An 18062-nucleotide genomic window follows, 5' to 3' on the forward strand; every position below is an offset into this window, starting at 1 on the left:
TGACCATCATCCGCTTCACCTACTGGATGACGTCTCATGGCCGCCTGCATCAGCTCACTGCATGTTTATCCCGTCAAGTCGCTGGCCGGCATCGATGTGCAACAGTCAGTACTGACCAGCGAGGGGTTGCATTACGACCGGCGCTGGGTCATTACCGATGACCAGGGTGATTTCATTACTCAGCGAAGCTGCGCGCGCATGGCCACCCTGGTGCCTGCCCTCGATGAACATCATCTGATCCTTCAGTCTCCCGACCGGCGTCATCTGTTTATATCGCTCACGCTGCCCGAGGTAGCACCTTCGCGCGTGCGTATTTTCGGTAGTGAATGTCAGGGCCTTGATGAAGGCGATGAAGCGGCCCGATGGCTGAGCGCCTTTCTTGAACGCCCCGTCAGGCTCAAGCGGGTACCCCGCGACAACCAGCGCCGCGTCAGCCCGGAGCGAATTGGCACGCATGTGGCCCATACCGGATTTGCCGATGGCTACCCGCTACTGATAGCTGCCACCTCGTCACTGACCGCACTCAATGACCGCCTGGTGGCGCGTGCCCTGCCGGCGCTGCCCATGTCCAGGTTTCGTCCCAACATTGTCATCGAGGGCACCTTCCCCTTTGCCGAGCATGACAGTACGACGCTTGAAGGGGAAAACCTGTCGCTGTGGCTGTGCAAGCCCTGTGAGCGCTGTCGTATTACCACCATCAATCAGTGCAGTGGCGACATTGCCGTGCCGGGTGAGCCCCTGAAGACACTGATGACGATGGATCATGTGGCCACAGGGGGTGCGTTTTTTGGAGAAAACGCGGTGGTCATGCAGGGCGGCGGTCAGCTGCTTTATACGGGAATGCCGATACGAATGGGCTAGCCAAAAGCATCGCCAAATACGCAGGCTTTGTTATGCTGTGGCGGTTTTGCCGACCGACCGAGGCCACACCTGCTGTCTGTATCGGCATCAAGGGATTTTTTCCAACGAGAGACATCATGAAAAATACAATCTTGTATCTGGCACTGGGCATGGGCGTTGGGCTGGGCACTCTCTCGGGACAGGCTCTTGCCGCCAAGAGCCCGGCACTTCAGCAGGCCGAGCAGGCGGCAAGCCAGGTCGATATTTCCGGGGCCATTGAGCGTGATACGGATGGCATGAGCCGCTCCATGTATCTGGGGTCAAAGCCCATATCGCACGATTTCGACGTCAAGCAGGGCGGCGAATACATCATTGAAGCACGTGCCTTTCATGGCACTTCCGGGCTTTATGAGGTCAATGCAGAACTTCGTGATGATGCCGGCCAGACACTGGCCACGGCCAGCGGCAACAATCAGACCAACGGTCTGATGATCCGTCATCAGCTGGCGCCGGGCACTTATCACGTGGTGATCACCGGTCAAAGCCGCAGCCCGGCACGTGATCAAACCCAGTCCGTGACGGTTTCGGTCCAGCAGGCTGATGCCAGCGTGCGCGGCCAGGGGCTGGCCGATGCCAGTCGTATCGAGCGCCTGGGCAGTGCCAGTGCCGTTGCCGCCAGCAACAATGCCGATGCGCCAGCACGTCTGGGTCGTGACGGCGCAGTTCAGGGCGATGCCACCGCACCTGGCACCGGTGCCTCGCAGCGCAGTGCCAGCGTGACCACCGGCCCTGGCGAGACGCAGCCCGAGCCCGGTCCTTCCGGCAGGGCACTGGAACGTGCCGCGCAATCCGATACTGTCGAGGAAGGCGAGGGGCTGGCAGCCGACCAGGGCAGCGTCGATGCGGCCCATGACGGTCAGCAGGCTGCCGCGACAAGTGACAACGTTTCACCCATTCGCGAGCGGATCCTGCGTGATGTGCCCATGCGTACCGATGGGGAAGTGCTCAAGTTTGAGGTGGTCTCTGCCGGTACCGTGACCGTTGACAGTTTCACAATGGATTCCAGCGGCAACTACCGCATTTCCGGTGAGCTGGTCGACAGCAATGGCCAGGTGGTGGCCAGCGACAGCGGCAGTGGCTTCCAGGGCGATTTCCACCTGCGTGAGTCTCTTGAGCCCGGCATCTACAGCGTACGCGTGCGCGGTCAGAAGTTCGGTGGCGTGCGCAGTGGCGCCAATAACTTTACGCTGCGCATCGAGCAGCCCGGCGACTGACCCTTCCTGTATGGCCCGGGGGCATCCCGGGCCTGATTTATCTGCTTTCAAGGACATGCCCTCATGTACAAGGCCGCTCGTGCGCTGCTGTTTCGTCTCGACCCTGAAACGGCCCATGGCCTGACACTGTCATCACTGGATCTGGCGCATCGCCTTCATTTGCAGCGGGCACTGGCGTCTTCGCCCGTCGAGGATCCTGTCACGCTGATGGGGCTCCGCTTTGCCAATCGGGTCGGACTTGCTGCCGGCCTGGACAAGAACGGCGAACATCTCGACGCACTGGGGGCCATGGGGTTTGGGTTTGTGGAAGTCGGCACGGTAACGCCAAAGGCTCAGTCCGGTAATCCGCGACCGAGGCTTTTCCGTCTGCCTGAAAGCGGGGCGATCATCAATCGCATGGGATTCAACAACCAGGGCGTGGACCAGCTGTTGGCCAATGTGGCCAAAAGCCGTTATGACGGCGTCATTGGCATCAATATTGGCAAGAATCTGACCACCCCGGTCGAGCAGGCCGTGGATGACTACATGACCTGCCTGCGAGCGGTACATGATCATGCCCATTATGTGACCGTCAATATTTCATCACCCAATACGCCCGGGCTTCGCAGCCTGCAGTTTGGCGAGCAGCTCAATGCGCTTTTGTCGGCACTGCAGCAGGAAAACCGCACACTTGATCAGCGCCATGGCCGCCGGGTCCCGCTGGCGGTCAAGATTGCGCCGGACATGAGCGAGTCGGAAACGGATCTGGTCGCCGAGTGTCTGAAAGCCTGCGAGATTGAAGCGGTGATCGGCACCAACACGACCATCAGTCGTGATGGCATCGCGGGCAGTCCGCATGCCGAACAGGCCGGCGGTCTTTCGGGGCGTCCGGTAAGGCAGGCGTCAACGACGATTGTCAGACGCTTGCGCGAAAAGCTGGCGGACATCACCATTATCGGCGTGGGCGGGATCGATAGCGGCGAGGCAGCGCTTGAAAAGCAGCAGGCCGGTGCGGATCTGGTACAGATTTACAGTGGCCTGATTTATGAAGGGCCAGCACTGGTCAAACAGTGTGCCCAGGCGTTAAAGGACTCAAAAAAGGCAGTGTGATCAAAGACCGGGCACGCAGGTCGCGTACCCGGATGTCATGTCATGCGATGGGTTCAATGGTTCCAATGGCGAATCAGGTGGTCGCCATTGGATTAACGTGCAGACCCGAGACCCCTGTCATACCGGACCATTGCGCTTCACGGCCTTCACGCCAGCCGCTCATCCAGGACTCGCGCATTTCGATACCCTGACTGGGGCAGTCATCTCTGGAGCGTCCAGTCACACCGGCCTTGTAACCACTGACATAGGCTTTCTGGAAGGGATCACGTTTCTGTCTTTTCATTGGATAACCTCGCTTCACACAAAAAAGTGTTTCGTCCCGTGACAATGGCAGTGTCACTACCATGGGGGTCGTAGGTTGACAGCGATCGTGCGATCTTTCGTAGCTACCCCTATACCTTTACAGCAGCAGCAAGACGCTGTCGAAAATCATTTTCATCTAAGCAAATCGCTCATTAATCTTTTCAGGAATATGACACCGCATGATGCCCTCCAGCACTGAACACTTACCGGATACGGCTCATGAGGAGCTCTCCTTTCTCGCCACCTGTCCGCGCAGCATGGAAACCCTGCTGGTCGAGGAACTGACCGGACTTGGCGCCAATGTGGCCCGCACCAGTGTGTCCAGCGTCCATGGCAGCGCCTCCCGTGAGGTGCTTTATCGCCTGTGTCTCTGGTCACGTCTGGCCAATCGCATCATTCTGGTTACCGGCCGTTTCGAGGAGGTGGAAGATGGCCCGGCCCTGGTGGCGGCTTCCCACAGTATCGAGTGGGAGACCCTGATCACGCCCGGTGCCAGCCTGCGGGTCGATTTCCACGGCGAAAGCGCCCAGATTCGTCACACACGCTTTGGCGCACAATGCATCAAGGATGGCGTGGTGGATCGTTTTCAGGATCATGGGCTGGCCCGGCCGGAGATCGAGCCGAAAGGGGCAGATCTGCGTCTTTATGCGCATCTGCATCGTGGCCGGCTGGTATTGGGTCTCGATCTTTCCGGCGACAGCCTGCACCTGCGGGGCTATCGCCTGGACGGTGCCAATGCACCGCTCAAGGAGAATCTGGCGGCGGCACTTCTGGTGCGTGCCGACTGGCCCGCGCGCGCCGGACGTGGCGAAAGCCTGTTTGACCCGATGTGCGGCTCTGGCACGCTTTTGATCGAGGCGGCGCTCATGGCCTGTGATGTGGCCCCCAACCTGCAGCGCCGGCGTTTTGGTTTCCACGGCTGGGCCGGCCACGACGAGACGCAATGGCAGGAAGTTCATGGGGAAGCGGCGCATCGAGCCCGCGTTGGTCGACACGACTGTCAAATCACATTCTGCGGTCGCGATCACAACCTGCGTGCCGTGGAAGCGTCGCACGCCAATGCCGAACGGGCCGGCGTTGCGTCATTGATCCGCATCGAGCATGGTGATGCACTCTCCAATCCTCCGGTGATGACTCCCGGACTGGTGGTCACCAACCCGCCCTATGGCGAGCGCCTGGGCGAACTGCCGGCGTTGATCAGCCTGTATCAGGGTCTGGGGGCGCTGCTGCGCGAACACTTCACGGGCTGGTCGGTCGCGCTTTTGACCGGTGATCCAAAGCTTGGTCACCGGCTGGGCATGAAGGCCCATCGTCAGTACGCCTTCAAAAACGGCAGTCTGGATACCAAACTGTTGTTGATTGACGTGCATGCGCGGGCAACACCGGAAGTGCAGGAGCAGACGCCGGCTCCCCGGAAAGCGGATGACACTGCCAGCGCCGTGACCCATTCGGCCGGCGCGCAGATGTTTGCCAACCGTCTCAGGAAAAACCAGAAGCGCCTGTCGAAATGGCTCAAGCGCTCGGGCGTGGAGTGCTACCGGCTCTATGATGCGGACATGCCCGAATACGCGCTGGCCATCGATATTTATGGCGCCTGGGTCCATGTGCAGGAATACGCCGCACCGCGTTCGATCAATGCCGGCCAGGCCGAGCGACGTCTATTGGAAGCGGTAGGGGTGCTGCCGGAAGTGCTAGGCGTGGCGGCGGATTACATCTTCCTGAAGCGTCGTGAACGCCAGTCGGGCCGTGCCCAGTACGAACGTCGCGACAGCTCCGGACAGCGCTTTCAGGTAGGTGAGGGCAGCGCTAAACTATGGGTCAATCTGCGCGACTATCTTGATACCGGCCTGTTTCTGGACCATCGACCCGTGCGCCGCTGGCTGTTTGAAAACGCCTCCGGCAAGCGCGTGCTCAACCTGTTTTGCTATACCGCCACGGCCAGCGTGCAGGCGGTGCTGGGCGGGGCAAGCGAGAGTCTGAGTATCGATATGTCCAATACCTATCTTGGGTGGGCCGAGGACAACTTCCGCCTCAATCGGCTCGACATGTCACGTCATCGACTGGTGCGCGAGGACTGCATGGCCTGGCTTGAAAGATCCGGGCCGCAGTTTGATCTCATCTTCATGGATCCGCCGACGTTCTCCAACTCCAAGAAGATGGACAACGTGCTGGATATTCAGCGGGATCATGTCCACATGATCGAGCGGGCCATGGCGCATCTGACACCCACGGGCACGCTGTTGTTTTCCAACAATCTGCGTCGTTTCCAGATGGATGAAAGCGTCAATACACGCTTTGAAGTGACCGCGCTGTCAAAACAGATGCTGGATCCGGATTTCGAACGACGTCCCGATATTCACCACGTCTACGAGATTCGTCATCGTATTGCCTAGCGGCCATCCAGCAGCGACAGCTGGCGCACGGCGTCCCGGGCTTCCGGGGCGTCGTCACTGGTTTCCAGTACCTTTGCAAAGCCGCGCAGTCCCTGAATATGGTCCACGTCACTGACCCAGGTCATTGCCTGGGTGTAGTCCTCGGCCAGCGCATGCTGAATGCCCCCGTAGGCGGTACCGATCTGTCCCCAGGCGCGGACAAAGATCCAGTCACCGAACATGTCCTGATGAACGTGCACGAGGACATAGTCATGTTCGCTCTCCCAGCGGATGATCAAGGCAGCGCTCCTGTGTAATATTGAGAAGGAAAGTGAGGGCAGTGCTGGCGGCTGCGCCAGCAGGGCGCCGATTGTAACGGTCGCGGGCGTTTCGACAAAGCAGAGCACACCGGCAGTCGTTTGTTGCTCGGTGTGTCATTCATTCACGGCAGTGCAGGTATCGATTGAATCATGCGTATTGTGGCAGATGAGAACATTCCACTGGCCGAGGCCTTTTTCGCGGATCACGGCGAACTGGTGCGCCTTCCCGGTCGTGAGATGACCCGTGAGCAGGTGCGTGATGCCGATATCCTGCTGGTGCGCTCGGTCACTCGTGTCAATGCCGAGCTGCTGACAGGCTCGCGTGTCAGGTTTGTGGGTACGGCGACCATCGGGCGTGATCACGTGGATCAGGACTGGCTGGCTGAGCAGGGCATTGGCTTTGCCAGCGCCCCGGGATGCAACGCCGATTCGGTCGGTGACTATGTGATTTCGACGCTGCTGTTGTTCGGTGAGGAGGATGGCGTGGCGCTGACGGATCGCGTGGTCGGGGTCGTCGGCGCCGGCAACGTTGGCGGAAGACTGGTCGAGCGGCTTCGAGCGCTGGGCATCCGTTGCCTGATCTGTGATCCACCGCGCGCCGCGCAGGAGAGCAGTGAGGACTTTGTCAGCCTTGAAGCGCTGATCGAGCAGGCTGATGTCGTTTCCGTGCATACGCCGCTGATAAAAGGCGGAGACCATCCCACGCACCATCTTTTGTCCGGGTCGCATATCGAGGCACTGCGTACCGACCAGATCCTGATCAGTGCCGGGCGCGGTGACTGCGTGGATGGCCGGGCGCTGAGTGTGCGTCTTGAGCGCGATCCTGATCTGCGCGTGGTGCTCGATGTGTGGGAAAACGAGCCGGACATCGATGAAGTGCTGTATCGCCGGGCCGCCATTGCTACCCCCCACATTGCCGGCTACAGCCTGGATGGCAAGCTGAGGGGTACCGAGATGCTCTACCAGGCCATGAGTCGTCACTTTGGTCTGCCGGTGCGCAAGCAACTGGGACAGCTCAAGCCCGAGAACTGGCTGCGCCGGATTGCCATTTCCCGTCGGGCGCCCCCACAGGAAGCACTGCTGCTGTGTACGCGCACTTGCTATGACGTGCGCCGCGATACGCTGCTGTTTGAGCGCTACCGGCGTCAGTACGGCATGGCAAAGGGCTTTGATCTGATGCGCCGCGAATATCCCACGCGCCGTGAGTTCTCAACGCTGCGCGTGGAGCTCAAGCACAGTGCTGGCGCCGTGAGGGAGGTGCTAGAAAGCGCAGGCTTTGCCATACGCGCGCCGCGAAAGTAATACCTTGTTCAGGGCTATTTGCGGTGCGCCCTGTGTCGAGTTGGAACGCCCGGGCCATCCTGTCGATGAGCTGCCCGGGTCAGCATGCATTATGGGTATCGCTGCAGCAGCCAGAGGCCCAGCGCACTGACGCCAAGGCTTAAGGCGGCAAACATCGTGAAGGTGGCCGTGTAGCCCTGAGACCCCACAAGCCAGCCGGCCAGCGGGGAGCCGATGACCTGACCGATCGAGGTGGCCAGCAGCGGAGGGATGGGGCCAAGGGCGGGGGTATCCAGCATGATTTGTATGCCCCTGACCAGATAGAAGCCGGTCAGGGTCATGTAGCCGGCACCGAACAGGGTCGCTGACAGCAGGGCGCAAGGAAAATTGCCCGGGGCCAGCGCCAGCAGACCAAGCGCCACGGCAATGACCACAAGACCGGCCGCATGCGTCATGATGGCCCCAAAGCGGGCGATAAGATCACCAACGCTGCCGCCGGTCAGCCCACCCAGACCAACGGCAAGCCACATCCATGCTGCCTGACTGGACGCCATGCCACCGCCGGTCATGACAGCGTCAGGCGCAAAGACCCAGTAGGCGGCGCTGGCCATCCCCATCAGGGCTGCCAGCCCACTCAGACGTGCAATACTCAACCACTGCTCTAGTGTCACGGATGAAAGCACTGCCCGCCGCTGTGGCAGCTCGGCGTCTCGCACCTCTCCCGGCAGGTAGTAAAGCGCCCCCAGAGCGCCAAGGGCGGCCAGCGCGGCGAAACCCATATAGGCGCTGCGCCAGGCTTCGGCCCAGATCAAAACGGCCGGCATGGCAAAGGCAATGCCCACGCTGGTGCCTGCATTGGTAATGGCATTGACCCGTCCTCTCAGACTGTCAGGGACGATGCGATAGACGGCTTCGGCCATGACCGGTGAGGAAAGCCCGGTACTGATCCCGCAGGTCAGCACGCCGGCTGCCAAAATTGACGATGAGGGCGCCAGCGCAATCATGACCAGCCCGGCCGTGGCCAGAATTGTCGCGGCCACTGCGGTGCGTCTTACCCCCAGAAACCGTGTGATGCCGGGCGCTGCCACGATGGCGATGACAAAACTCAGAAAGGGCAGGGCGCCGATCACCCCGGCCATGGTGGGCATGATGGTCATCTCATCGCGTATGGCCGGCAGAAAAAGCCCAAAGACGAAGCGCGCCAGACCGTACGTAATGGCGATGATGCCGCTGCCAAGGATGGCCATGCCGACCGAGGTCAAGGGACTCATGGCCCATCCCTCATTGCTGCGTCGAGCACAAGCTCGATCATCTCTCGCGTATCGGCCAGCGCCGTGGCCACGCCCAGCAGCGCCACCGTGGTGTTACTGCCTTCAAGCACCGTGAACAGTCGTCTTGCAAGCCCCGGGCAGTGTGCCAGTCCATCACGGGCCACCGCTGCCTCGATGCGCTGTAAAAGATCATTTTTGGCGCCGACGGCGAGTGCATGAATGGTCGCGCTGTGTTCGGCGAATTCCCCCATGGCCTTGAGCATGATGCAGCCATGCTGACTGTAGGCGTTTAGCCATTGGCCATGTGCCTCGGCCAGTGCGCTTGTCGCATGACCTTCAGGAGCGCTGGCCACGGCGATATCAAGGCTTTTGATAAAGCGCTGGTTGCGCGCGTCCAGCACCGCAAGGATCAACGCCTCCTTGGAGCTGAAGTGATTGTAGAGGGTCATGCGGACCACGCCGGCCGCTGACACGATGCGATCGATCCCGGTGGCGTGAAACCCCTGCTCATGAAAAAGCTGTTCGGCAGTAGTCAGCAAATGGTCACGTTTGGAAACAGGCATGTGCGGCGCCTCCTGTATAGACCGATCTATATAAATTCGATGCAAGACCTCTGTCAAAGCGTTATCCGTGGGTATCGACCAAAGAGATTTAATGCCCCATCAATGGGGGTTGATACGACGAGCGAATCGATGCAAACGCCATGAAACGACCATAAAAAAGCCCGCCAGAAGGCGGGCTTTTTTGTGTCTGTCACGACATGTAGGTCATGGCATTACTGCTGGTAGGCCGCCTTTTTCAAAGCCGCGATGCGATCGTCCAGCGGCGGGTGGCTGGCAAAGAGCCTTTCCATGAGCTTGCGGGTCTGACCGGTCGTGATGGCAAAGGCGGTCAGCGAATCCGGCATCTGATCGGGCATGTTCTGCTGCGCCTTGAGGCGTGCCAGAGCATTGATCATGGCGCCGCTACCGGCAAGCCTTGCCCCGGCTTCATCGGCCCGGTACTCACGATAGCGCGAGAACCACGCCACGATAATGGAGGCGATCAGGCCGAACACGATCTCAAGCACCATGACCACGGCGAAATAGCCCATGAATCCGAGACCGCCGCCTTCATCGTCACGGCGCAGGAAGCTGTCCAGCACCTGGGCGACGATACGAGCGAAGAACATGACAAAGGTGTTCAAAACGCCCTGAATCAAGGACAGGGTGACCATGTCGCCGTTGGCCACGTGGCCAATTTCATGGCCCAGTACGGCGCGGACCTCTTCGGGGCGCATCTGGTTGAGCAGGCCGGCCGAGACACACACCAGCGCGTCGTTCTTGTTCCAGCCGGTGGCAAAGGCGTTGGCCTGCTGAGCCGGAAAGATACCCACTTCAGGCATCTTGATGCCGGCATCGCGCGCAAGCTCGGCCACGGTGTCGTAAAGCCACTGCTCGTTGGCATTGCTCGGGCGGTCGATGATCTGCGCCTTGGTGCTCATCTTCGCCATTTTCTTGGACAGCAGCAGCGATACCAGCGAACCGGCCATGCCGAAGACAAAGCAGAAGATCAGCAGCGAGGTCAGATTGAGCCCGCTGCCGGCAAGGTAGTTTTCCACGCCCAGAAGGCGCAGCGTAATGCTGGCCACCAGCACTACTGCCAGGTTGGTGGCAAGAAAGAGGACAATCCTCATCATGACCGGTGGTCTCCATTGGGTAATGCGTCGATCGGTAGTCCATAGGGACCGCGAGGGTCTCCAGCGACAGACTTTAGATAAGTGCTGTCGCCAGGAGTTTCAATCACACCTTAAGGATCGTTTAGGTGATCACGCCTGACGGCGGCGGGCGAGAAACCGCCCAAGGCGATCAATGGCATCTTCAAGCTGTTCGGCCCAGGGCAGGGTCACGATGCGCAGGTGATCGGGGGTCGGCCAGTTAAATGCGGTGCCCTGAACCAGCAGCATCTTCTCCTCAAGCAGTAGATCAAGCACCAGCTGCTGGTCGTTTTTGACGTCATACATGGCCGGGTCAAGCCGCGGGAACATGTAGAGGGCACCGCGGGGCTTCACGCAGCTGACACCAGGGATCTCGTTGAGCTTTTCCCACGCCGCATCGCGCTGGGCCAGCAGACGCCCGCCCGGCAGGACCAGATCATTGATCGACTGATATCCGCCAAGGGCGGTCTGGATGGCGTGCTGTGCCGGTACATTGGCGCAAAGACGCATGGAGGCGAGCATGTCCAGCCCCTGAATATAATCACGGGCATGGCGCTTTTCGCCGGAGACGATCATCCAGCCGGAGCGAAAACCGGCGCAGCGATAGCTCTTGGAAAGGCCGTTCATGGTAATGATCAAAAGATCATCGGCCAGTGACGCTGTGGGGGTATGGACTGCCCCGTCGTAAAGGATCTTGTCGTAGATCTCATCGGAAAAGACGATCAGGCCGTGCTCGCGGGCGACCTGCAGCACGTTTTCAATCACCTGCCTTGAATAGACCGCGCCGGTCGGGTTGTTCGGGTTGATCAGCACGATCGCCTTGGTGCGCGCCGTGACCTTTTGGCGAATATCCTCGATATCCGGCTCCCAGTCCTGCGCCTCGTCACACAGGTAATGCACGGCCTGGCCGCTGGCGAGATTGACCGCCGCCGTCCAGAGCGGATAGTCCGGGGCGGGCACCAGCACTTCATCGCTGTCATCGAGCAGCGCCTGCATGGCCATCACGATCAGCTCGGAGACGCCGTTGCCGACATAGATGTCCTCGATGCCCACGCCTTCCACGCGGTTGCGCTGGCATTCCTGCATGATGGCCTTGCGGGCCGAATAAAGACCCTTCGAGTCACAGTAGCCCTGTGCGGTCGGCAGGTTACGCATGACATCCTGCAGGATCTCTTCGGGGGCCTCGAAACCAAAGGGGGCCGGGTTACCGATATTGAGCTTCAGGATGCGATGCCCCTCATCCTCGAGCCGTTTGGCGTGCTCAAGTACCGGACCGCGAATGTCATAGGAGACGTGGTCGAGCTTGTGGGATTTTCTGATCGGCGTGGTCATGCTGCTCAATGGGTCCGCTGGAATGAAAGGGGACAGTCAACGGCCGGGCAAATGCTGTCCGGTGGATCTGCCATAACCAAAAAATGACAGACATCGTGGGATGGCTGTCATTTCAGCATACCGCGGCCTTTGCCCGTGATGCCATCGCTGTCTCACCGCATCGGAATCACTGCCCAGGTGGTGTGCCATCGTCGGGTGAGGCGTCATCATCGAGAAAGGTTTCGCCACGATTGAAGCGTTCACGCTCGGCGCGCATGGCTTCGATGCTTGCCTCGTCGGGAATGTCGGTCGGTGTTTCAAGCGACATGGGCCCCAGTTTGCCACCGCGCAGATCCATCAGCAGGACTTCGGCCCCGCGGTGCATGTCGACTTCACCGCCGGCACGCAGGCCACCGCGACGGGTGGCGATCTCGCGCACGATGGATTCACCGGTGTCACCCAGCGTGTCGAGCTTATAACGCTTTTTTAGTGCTTCGGGATAGCGTTCGGCCAATGCCAGGGCGGCCACCGAGGCAACATCAACATATTCCAGGGCGGTGTCGCGAATGGCGCCGCTGGCGGCCAGTCGGTAGGCGCTGTTTTGATCCTCGATGCGTGGCCAGAGCACGCCGGGCGTGTCGGTCAGGGCAATACGCTGACCGATTCGGATCTTCTGCTGTCGCTTGGTCACGGCCGGTTCGTTGCCCGTTTTGGCAATTTTCTTGCCGGCCAGCGTGTTGATCAGTGTGGACTTGCCCACGTTGGGAATGCCCATCACCATGACGCGCACATCACGATCTTCACGAATATGGCCCGCCAGTTCATGGCAGAGCCTGTAAAGCGGTTTGAGCTGACGCGTGTCGGTGGTGACCACGGCCATGGCCCGCACGTCAGGCAGGGCGTCAAAGTGCTCGATCCATTGCCGGGTAATGGCGGGGTCGGCCAGGTCGGCACGCGACAGCAGTTTCAGTGACGGCTTGTGGCGGATCAGGTCGGCCAGCATGGGATTGGCGCTGGAGTAGGGCAGGCGCGCATCCAGTACTTCGATGACCACATCAATTTCGGGCAGGGCTTCGCTGATCTGGCGTCTGGCCTTGTTCATATGCCCCGGGTACCAGCCCAGCATATCTCTCTCCTGTTGCTCTGTAATTTGGCGGGTACACTGCGCGCCCCGCGATGGTGGCCGCGCAGTGTACCCTGTCAGAGGTCGATGCGCTCTACGCGTGAGACAACGGGCTACTCGCCCTGATGAAAGGTCATGGCGACCGAGTTGATGCAGTAGCGAAGCCCTGTGGTGTCGCGCGGGCCATCCGGGAAAACGTGGCCCAGATGCGCATCACAGCGCCGGCAGGTGACTTCGATGCGGCGCATGCCGTGGGTTTCATCGGTATGCTCTTCCAGTGCCGCATCTGCCAGCGGACGATCAAAGCTCGGCCAGCCGCAGTGCGACTCGAACTTGTGCTCGTTTTCAAACAGCGGCGCATTGCAGCAGATACAGTGATAGATGCCCTGGACGGGCTCGACCTGATAGTCGCCGGTATAAGGGCGTTCGGTGCCTGCCTGACGCGTGACCCGATACTGCTCATCGGTGAGCTGTTCGCGCCACTCGCTGTCGCTCTTTTGTACCTTTTCCATGAAGTCCTCCTCGGTCCCTGTTCATGCACATCAGTCATGCACGTCAGTCATGCCAGCCAGACGGCTGTTCGGACAGGCCGGCATCCTAACAGGATAGAACGGTGCACGCCTGTTGGCGCCCTGTCGTGATGCAGGCTGCCTTGTTTCGCGTGATACCGGGTCACCGGAAGCGACCTACAGGCTTGCGGCGCCGCCATCGCTTCGCGGGTCATGCGCGCTTTCGATCAGACCGTCAGGGTGATGCACGATGGCGCCGGCATGTCCCATGGTGTCCGTAAAGGTTTCTGGCAGCACTTCCACGTCGTGGCCGGCCTTTCGGAGTTTATCCACCAGGGGAGGATGGACGCGTGACTCCAGCTTCAGGTTGGTGCTGTTGTCCCCCCAGGTGCGTCCCAGCAACCAGCGGGGGGCGGCAATCGCCTGCTGAAGGGGCATGCCGTGCAGGGCGTAGCGGGAGAAAATGGCCGCCTGGGTCTGCGGCTGGCCTTCACCGCCCATGGTGCCATAGACCATGGTGCGCCCGTCCTTGAAGCGTGCGAGCGCCGGATTAAGGGTGTGAAAGGGCTTGCGACCCGGGGCAAGGCTTCGCGGATGCTCAGGGTCAAGCGAGAAGCTGATGCCCCGGTTCTGCCACAAAATGCCGCTTTCAGCCAGCACCACACCGCTGCCGAACTCCCAGTACAGGCTCTGGATAAAGCTGACGGATCGCCCTTCGCTGTCGACCGTGCCCATCCAGATGGTATCGCCCGGCTCGGGGGTGTGCGGCCAGGCCATGGCCTTTTGTGGATCGATCATGGCGGTTTCCTGGTCCAGACGGTCGCTGCTCAACAGTGTCTGAAGGTCCATCGTCATGCGTCCGGGATCGGTGATGTATCGATCCCGCAGCAAGAAGGCGCGCTTGGTGGCCTCGATCAGCCCGTGCAGATGGTCAAAACCTTCGCCGCTTTCCACTCTGAGGCGATCATAAATCCCCAGGATCATGAGTGATGCCATGCCTTGGGTGGGGGCGGGCAGGTTATAGAGCGTGGCATCCTTCAGCGCCACCTCCAGCGGCGTTACGACCTGTGCCTGATAGTCATGGAAATCCTGAAGGCGCAGAGGGCTGCCGATGGCTTCAAGATCCTTCGCCATACTCTGCGCCAGTTCGCCTCGATAGAAATCATCAAGCCCTGAGCGGGCGAGATGGCGCAGCGTGGTGGCCAGACGCGGCTGACGCAGTCGTTCACCTTCACGAGGTGTCTCACCTTCCTTCAGAAGCGTGTCACTGAATCCGGGACTTTTGGACAGGCGCTCGATATGCTTGCGTGTCAGGGCTGCCTGACTTCTTGAAACAGCGATGCCCTGCTCGGCGTAGCGAATGGCGTCACCCAGAATGGTGCTCAGGGGCAGGGGAGCCCCCCAGTCTGCACCAATGTCGAGCGCCTTCTGCCAGCCACTGACGGTGCCTGCCATGGTGAGCGTGGCTTCAGGGCCGCGTTCCGGGATAGCCGGTTGGCCGGCATAAAAATCGGGTGTGGCCAGTTGCGCTGCGCCACCGCAGGCATCGATGGCAATTGGCGCCTTGCCCGGCTCATTGATCAGCCAGAAGCCGTCACCGCCCAGTGCATTCATGTGCGGGTAGGCCACCGCAATGGCTGCCGCGGCCGCCACCATGGCTTCGATCGCATTGCCGCCCTGTTTAAGAACATCCCGCCCGGCATTGGCGGCCAGATGATGAGGGGCGACACAGCTGCCGCCTCCATAACTTCGCTGGGTGTTAAAGGCAGCATCGACCTGAAAATTTGTGGTGGCCGGGCTTGCCGAGTGAGCCGGCACATCGGCTCTGCCAGCAGGCGTGCCGGCCGGGCCGGTGGTGGGCAGCTCGGTCGAAAGCGGCACTGCAGCAGCGTTTGACGCTTCGGGACGCGTAAGGGACATCAGACACCCGCCATTTGGAAATGAGTAGCACTGAATGCAAGAAACGCGCCAGATATCAGGCGGGTAGAACGGGTTAGTGCTCGGGCGGGATCTGTCGTTATTTCTTTTGTCGTGCCACGGGCAGGATCAAAAAATGAGGTTGATGTGAGTTGCATGCTTGACACGCTGGGCGTGCGTGGGTAATATGCGCGCCACTCGGTGAGGCGAACCGGATACGTCCCATTCGTCTAGTGGTCTAGGACACCGCCCTTTCACGGCGGTAACAGGGGTTCGAACCCCCTATGGGACGCCACTCGCTTCATTGATGACCGGTGCGGGAATAGCTCAGTGGTAGAGCATCGCCTTGCCAAGGCGAGGGTCGGGAGTTCGAATCTCCTTTCCCGCTCCAATGCGTCCCATTCGTCTAGTGGTCCAGGACACCGCCCTTTCACGGCGGTAACAGGGGTTCGAACCCCCTATGGGACGCCACTTCTTGTTTGATGCGGGAATAGCTCAGTGGTAGAGCATCGCCTTGCCAAGGCGAGGGTCGGGAGTTCGAATCTCCTTTCCCGCTCCAGTTTTAATAGACAGAACCAAATGAACCGAATCGTTGCTTAAAGTCAGGGCCGATCGGTTTCTTTTGTTTGCGTCAATACGTCCCATTCGTCTAGTGGTCCAGGACACCGCCCTTTCACGGCGGTAACAGGGGTTCGAACCCCCTATGGGACGCCACTTCTGCAGGCCTCTGCATTTCCATTCGAGTGATCATGTCGCCCTTGCCTGCGGTTTCAGGGCAATGCCGGTCATCTGCTTTTTTATGGTTGATCAGTGCCGTGCATCGCGTGTTCGACTATCATGATTGCCTGGTATTACGCATCTCTTTAAACGACGCTGAATGGCGTTTCGATAAATGATGCTTTCATTTCAACGCCCCCGCGTCGGGCGTCCCCCTGTCGCCGCCTTTTTCTGCTCTGCCCTGCAGGGTGACGTGGCTCACCCTTGAGTGCGCACGTTCGCGGCGATATTTCTGATCGTCATGGAGTTCTGATTGTGCATGCTGCCCTCTCCATAAGAGGCCTGACCAAGGTTTACGACAACAATTTTCACGCGCTCAAGGGCATCGATCTGGAAGTGCCGCAGGGCGATTTCTTTGCGCTGTTGGGTCCCAACGGGGCCGGCAAATCCACCACGCTCGGTGTGGTCAGCTCGCTGGTCCGCAAGACCGCCGGCGAGGTGTCGATTTACGGTATTGATGTCGATCGCGATTTTGCCCGTGCTCGCTACCATCTGGGCGTCGTACCTCAGGAGTTCAACTTTAACCAGTTTGAAAAGGTTGAAGACATCATACTGACCCAGGCCGGCTACTATGGCATTCCACGTCGTCAGGCCGAAGACCGCGCTCACCAGCTGCTGGAAGATCTCGGGCTCTGGGACAAGCGTCATGACGCCGCGCGCATGCTCTCCGGCGGCATGAAACGACGCCTGATGATCGCGCGCGCCCTGATCCACCGTCCAAGACTTCTGATTCTTGATGAGCCTACGGCCGGCGTGGATATCGAACTGCGCCGCAGCATGTGGGAATACATGAAGCGCATCAACGAGCAGGAAGGCACCACCATCATCCTCACCACACACTATTTGGAGGAGGCGGAAAGCCTGTGTCGCAATATTGCCATCATCAATCATGGCGAAATTGTGCATAACACCAGTATGCGCGAGCTTCTGGGCCAGCTCAGTCGCGAGACCTTCGTGCTGGACCTGGCCTCGCCGGTCACGCACTCCCCGGTGATTGAAGGCTTTGATGTGGAACGGCTGGATGACGCTCAGTTGGCGCTGTCGGTCGACAAGGGGCAGCGTATCAACGACGCCTTTGCACGTCTGAGTGAGCAAAATATCGAGGTGGTATCGATGCGCAATCGGGCCAATCGGCTCGAGGAGCTTTTTGTGCGCATGGTAGAAGGCAGCAACGACACGAAAGGGCAGCAGGGAGGCATTCGCTGATGAACACTCGACAGATGATGGTGGCGCTCTGGACCATCGTGCGCAGCGAAATTCGCCGCTTCATGCGTATCTGGCCGCAGACGCTGCTGCCGCCTTCCATCACGATGACGATGTATTTCATCATCTTCGGCAACCTGATCGGTGCCCGTATCGGGAAGATGGATGGCGTGGATTACATGGACTATATCGTGCCCGGCCTGATCATGATGTCGGTCATCACCAACAGCTACTCCAATGTGGCGTCCTCGTTTTTTGGCAGCAAGTTTCAGCGCAGCGTGGAAGAGATGATTATCTCGCCTATGCCCAACTGGCTGGTGCTGTCGGGCTTTGTCATCGGCGGCTCGGCACGCGGGCTGGCGGTGGGCATTATCGTGACCGCGGTATCGCTTTTTTTCACCGATCTGCAGATTCATCATCCGTTTTTGACCATTCTGGTCGTGATCATGACCGCGATTCTTTTTTCGATCGGGGGGTTTATCAATGCGCTGCTGGGCAAGAAGTTCGATGACATCTCGATTGTGCCCATTTTTGTGCTGACCCCTCTGACCTATCTGGGCGGCGTGTTCTATTCGATCCACACGCTGCCGGAGTTCTGGCAGAACGTTTCCCTGATCAATCCGATTCTGTATATGGTCAATACTTTCCGATACGGTATCCTTGGCGTTTCCGATATCAATGTTGGCGCAGCTGTCGGGGCCATTGCGGTGTTTATCGTAATTTTCTTCTCCGCAGCCATGTGGCTGCTGCGCCGTGGCAAGGGGCTGCGTAGCTGA

General features: G+C 59.7%; 16 protein-coding genes and 5 tRNA genes. 12 read left to right on the plus strand and 9 right to left on the minus strand.

Features of this window, described 5'->3' with window-relative positions; translation table 11 throughout:
* Positions 1–36: 36 nt before the first annotated feature.
* The 3 genes from KSP9073_RS12760 to KSP9073_RS12770 all read left to right on the plus strand — a co-directional run bounded on the left by KSP9073_RS12760 (position 37) and on the right by KSP9073_RS12770 (position 3203).
* Positions 37–861, plus strand: a complete 825-nt coding sequence (locus tag KSP9073_RS12760) for an MOSC domain-containing protein (protein ID WP_108843317.1) — start codon at positions 37–39, stop codon at positions 859–861.
* 116 nt (positions 862–977) lie between these two features.
* Complete coding sequence (locus tag KSP9073_RS12765) at positions 978–2114, plus strand: hypothetical protein (RefSeq protein WP_133241026.1); 1137 nt, start codon at positions 978–980, stop codon at positions 2112–2114.
* 63 nt (positions 2115–2177) lie between these two features.
* Positions 2178–3203 (plus strand): quinone-dependent dihydroorotate dehydrogenase, encoded by a 1026-nt coding sequence (locus KSP9073_RS12770; RefSeq protein WP_108843319.1) that lies wholly within the window; start codon positions 2178–2180, stop codon positions 3201–3203.
* Between the two features lie 73 nt (positions 3204–3276).
* On the opposite strand, the gene rmf is transcribed toward KSP9073_RS12770, so the two are convergent.
* Positions 3277–3486, minus strand: coding sequence for a ribosome modulation factor (rmf, locus tag KSP9073_RS12775; RefSeq protein WP_086901243.1), 210 nt, complete (start codon positions 3484–3486; stop codon positions 3277–3279).
* Between the two features lie 199 nt (positions 3487–3685).
* Here rmf and rlmKL point away from each other — a divergent pair, with 199 nt between their 5' ends.
* Positions 3686–5899, plus strand: a complete 2214-nt coding sequence (gene rlmKL / locus KSP9073_RS12780; protein ID WP_439330951.1) for a bifunctional 23S rRNA (guanine(2069)-N(7))-methyltransferase RlmK/23S rRNA (guanine(2445)-N(2))-methyltransferase RlmL — start codon at positions 3686–3688, stop codon at positions 5897–5899.
* Here the strand turns inward: rlmKL and KSP9073_RS12785 are convergent.
* Positions 5896–6177: a hypothetical protein gene (locus KSP9073_RS12785; RefSeq protein ID WP_108843320.1), complete on the minus strand. Its 282-nt coding sequence runs from the start codon at positions 6175–6177 to the stop codon at positions 5896–5898. The two genes, rlmKL and KSP9073_RS12785, sit on opposite strands and share 4 nt — an antisense overlap.
* 171 nt (positions 6178–6348) lie before the next feature.
* Here KSP9073_RS12785 and pdxB point away from each other — a divergent pair, with 171 nt between their 5' ends.
* A complete protein-coding gene (gene pdxB / locus KSP9073_RS12790; RefSeq protein ID WP_108843321.1) occupies positions 6349–7500 on the plus strand; it encodes a 4-phosphoerythronate dehydrogenase PdxB in 1152 nt (383 codons plus the stop codon).
* A gap of 89 nt (positions 7501–7589) precedes the next feature.
* On the opposite strand, the gene KSP9073_RS12795 is transcribed toward pdxB, so the two are convergent.
* From KSP9073_RS12795 to KSP9073_RS12825, 7 genes are all read right to left on the minus strand, one after another.
* Entirely contained in the window at positions 7590–8750 is a 1161-nt protein-coding gene (locus KSP9073_RS12795) for an MFS transporter (protein ID WP_108843322.1), read from the minus strand.
* A complete protein-coding gene (locus KSP9073_RS12800; RefSeq protein WP_108843323.1) occupies positions 8747–9313 on the minus strand; it encodes a TetR/AcrR family transcriptional regulator in 567 nt (188 codons plus the stop codon). Before KSP9073_RS12800 ends, KSP9073_RS12795 begins: the two co-directional genes overlap by 4 nt.
* A 212-nt stretch (positions 9314–9525) precedes the next feature.
* Positions 9526–10428 carry a protease HtpX gene (gene htpX / locus KSP9073_RS12805; RefSeq protein WP_108843324.1) on the minus strand — a complete coding sequence of 301 codons (903 nt, stop codon included), beginning with the start codon at positions 10426–10428 and terminating at the stop codon, positions 9526–9528.
* Positions 10429–10557: 129 nt separating this feature from the next.
* A complete protein-coding gene (locus tag KSP9073_RS12810) occupies positions 10558–11778 on the minus strand; it encodes a pyridoxal phosphate-dependent aminotransferase (RefSeq protein ID WP_108843325.1) in 1221 nt (406 codons plus the stop codon).
* Positions 11779–11944: 166 nt separating this feature from the next.
* On the minus strand, positions 11945–12883 hold the full coding sequence (ylqF, locus tag KSP9073_RS12815) for a ribosome biogenesis GTPase YlqF (protein WP_108843326.1): 939 nt from the start codon (positions 12881–12883) through the stop codon (positions 11945–11947).
* Positions 12884–12993: 110 nt separating this feature from the next.
* Positions 12994–13392 (minus strand): peptide-methionine (R)-S-oxide reductase MsrB, encoded by a 399-nt coding sequence (gene msrB, locus KSP9073_RS12820; RefSeq protein ID WP_108843327.1) that lies wholly within the window; start codon positions 13390–13392, stop codon positions 12994–12996.
* Between the two features lie 174 nt (positions 13393–13566).
* Positions 13567–15309 carry a gamma-glutamyltransferase family protein gene (locus tag KSP9073_RS12825; RefSeq protein WP_108843328.1) on the minus strand — a complete coding sequence of 581 codons (1743 nt, stop codon included), beginning with the start codon at positions 15307–15309 and terminating at the stop codon, positions 13567–13569.
* Positions 15310–15525: 216 nt separating this feature from the next.
* Between KSP9073_RS12825 and KSP9073_RS12830 the strand changes: the two genes are divergently transcribed.
* From KSP9073_RS12830 to KSP9073_RS12860, 7 genes are all read left to right on the plus strand, one after another.
* Positions 15526–15601: transfer RNA gene (locus KSP9073_RS12830), tRNA-Glu, on the plus strand.
* Between the two features lie 21 nt (positions 15602–15622).
* Positions 15623–15697: transfer RNA gene (locus tag KSP9073_RS12835), tRNA-Gly, on the plus strand.
* A gap of 4 nt (positions 15698–15701) precedes the next feature.
* Positions 15702–15777: transfer RNA gene (locus KSP9073_RS12840), tRNA-Glu, on the plus strand.
* 13 nt (positions 15778–15790) lie between these two features.
* Positions 15791–15865 (plus strand) — tRNA-Gly (locus KSP9073_RS12845).
* Positions 15866–15944: 79 nt separating this feature from the next.
* A tRNA-Glu gene (locus KSP9073_RS12850) sits at positions 15945–16020 on the plus strand.
* Between the two features lie 315 nt (positions 16021–16335).
* Positions 16336–17289 carry an ABC transporter ATP-binding protein gene (locus KSP9073_RS12855; protein ID WP_108843433.1) on the plus strand — a complete coding sequence of 318 codons (954 nt, stop codon included), beginning with the start codon at positions 16336–16338 and terminating at the stop codon, positions 17287–17289.
* A complete protein-coding gene (locus KSP9073_RS12860) occupies positions 17289–18062 on the plus strand; it encodes an ABC transporter permease (protein WP_108843329.1) in 774 nt (257 codons plus the stop codon). Before KSP9073_RS12855 ends, KSP9073_RS12860 begins: the two co-directional genes overlap by 1 nt.

It is taken from the genome of Kushneria phyllosphaerae (assembly GCF_900312995.1).
Lineage (GTDB): Bacteria > Pseudomonadota > Gammaproteobacteria > Pseudomonadales > Halomonadaceae > Kushneria > Kushneria phyllosphaerae.

Bases quoted from the DNA above. Each gene is read 5' to 3' on its own strand.
- KSP9073_RS12765 (WP_133241026.1), top strand. From the start codon at position 978: ATGAAAAATACAATCTTGTATCTGGCACTGGGCATGGGCGTTGGGCTG.
- KSP9073_RS12800 (WP_108843323.1), bottom strand. From the start codon at position 9,313: ATGCCTGTTTCCAAACGTGACCATTTGCTGACTACTGCCGAACAGCTT.
- pdxB (WP_108843321.1), top strand. From the start codon at position 6,349: ATGCGTATTGTGGCAGATGAGAACATTCCACTGGCCGAGGCCTTTTTC.
- ylqF (WP_108843326.1), bottom strand. From the start codon at position 12,883: ATGCTGGGCTGGTACCCGGGGCATATGAACAAGGCCAGACGCCAGATC.
- htpX (WP_108843324.1), bottom strand. From the start codon at position 10,428: ATGATGAGGATTGTCCTCTTTCTTGCCACCAACCTGGCAGTAGTGCTG.
- KSP9073_RS12795 (WP_108843322.1), bottom strand. From the start codon at position 8,750: ATGAGTCCCTTGACCTCGGTCGGCATGGCCATCCTTGGCAGCGGCATC.
- rlmKL (WP_439330951.1), top strand. From the start codon at position 3,686: ATGATGCCCTCCAGCACTGAACACTTACCGGATACGGCTCATGAGGAG.
- KSP9073_RS12860 (WP_108843329.1), top strand. From the start codon at position 17,289: ATGAACACTCGACAGATGATGGTGGCGCTCTGGACCATCGTGCGCAGC.
- msrB (WP_108843327.1), bottom strand. From the start codon at position 13,392: ATGGAAAAGGTACAAAAGAGCGACAGCGAGTGGCGCGAACAGCTCACC.
- KSP9073_RS12770 (WP_108843319.1), top strand. From the start codon at position 2,178: ATGTACAAGGCCGCTCGTGCGCTGCTGTTTCGTCTCGACCCTGAAACG.
- KSP9073_RS12760 (WP_108843317.1), top strand. From the start codon at position 37: ATGGCCGCCTGCATCAGCTCACTGCATGTTTATCCCGTCAAGTCGCTG.
- KSP9073_RS12810 (WP_108843325.1), bottom strand. From the start codon at position 11,778: ATGACCACGCCGATCAGAAAATCCCACAAGCTCGACCACGTCTCCTAT.
- rmf (WP_086901243.1), bottom strand. From the start codon at position 3,486: ATGAAAAGACAGAAACGTGATCCCTTCCAGAAAGCCTATGTCAGTGGT.
- KSP9073_RS12825 (WP_108843328.1), bottom strand. From the start codon at position 15,309: ATGTCCCTTACGCGTCCCGAAGCGTCAAACGCTGCTGCAGTGCCGCTT.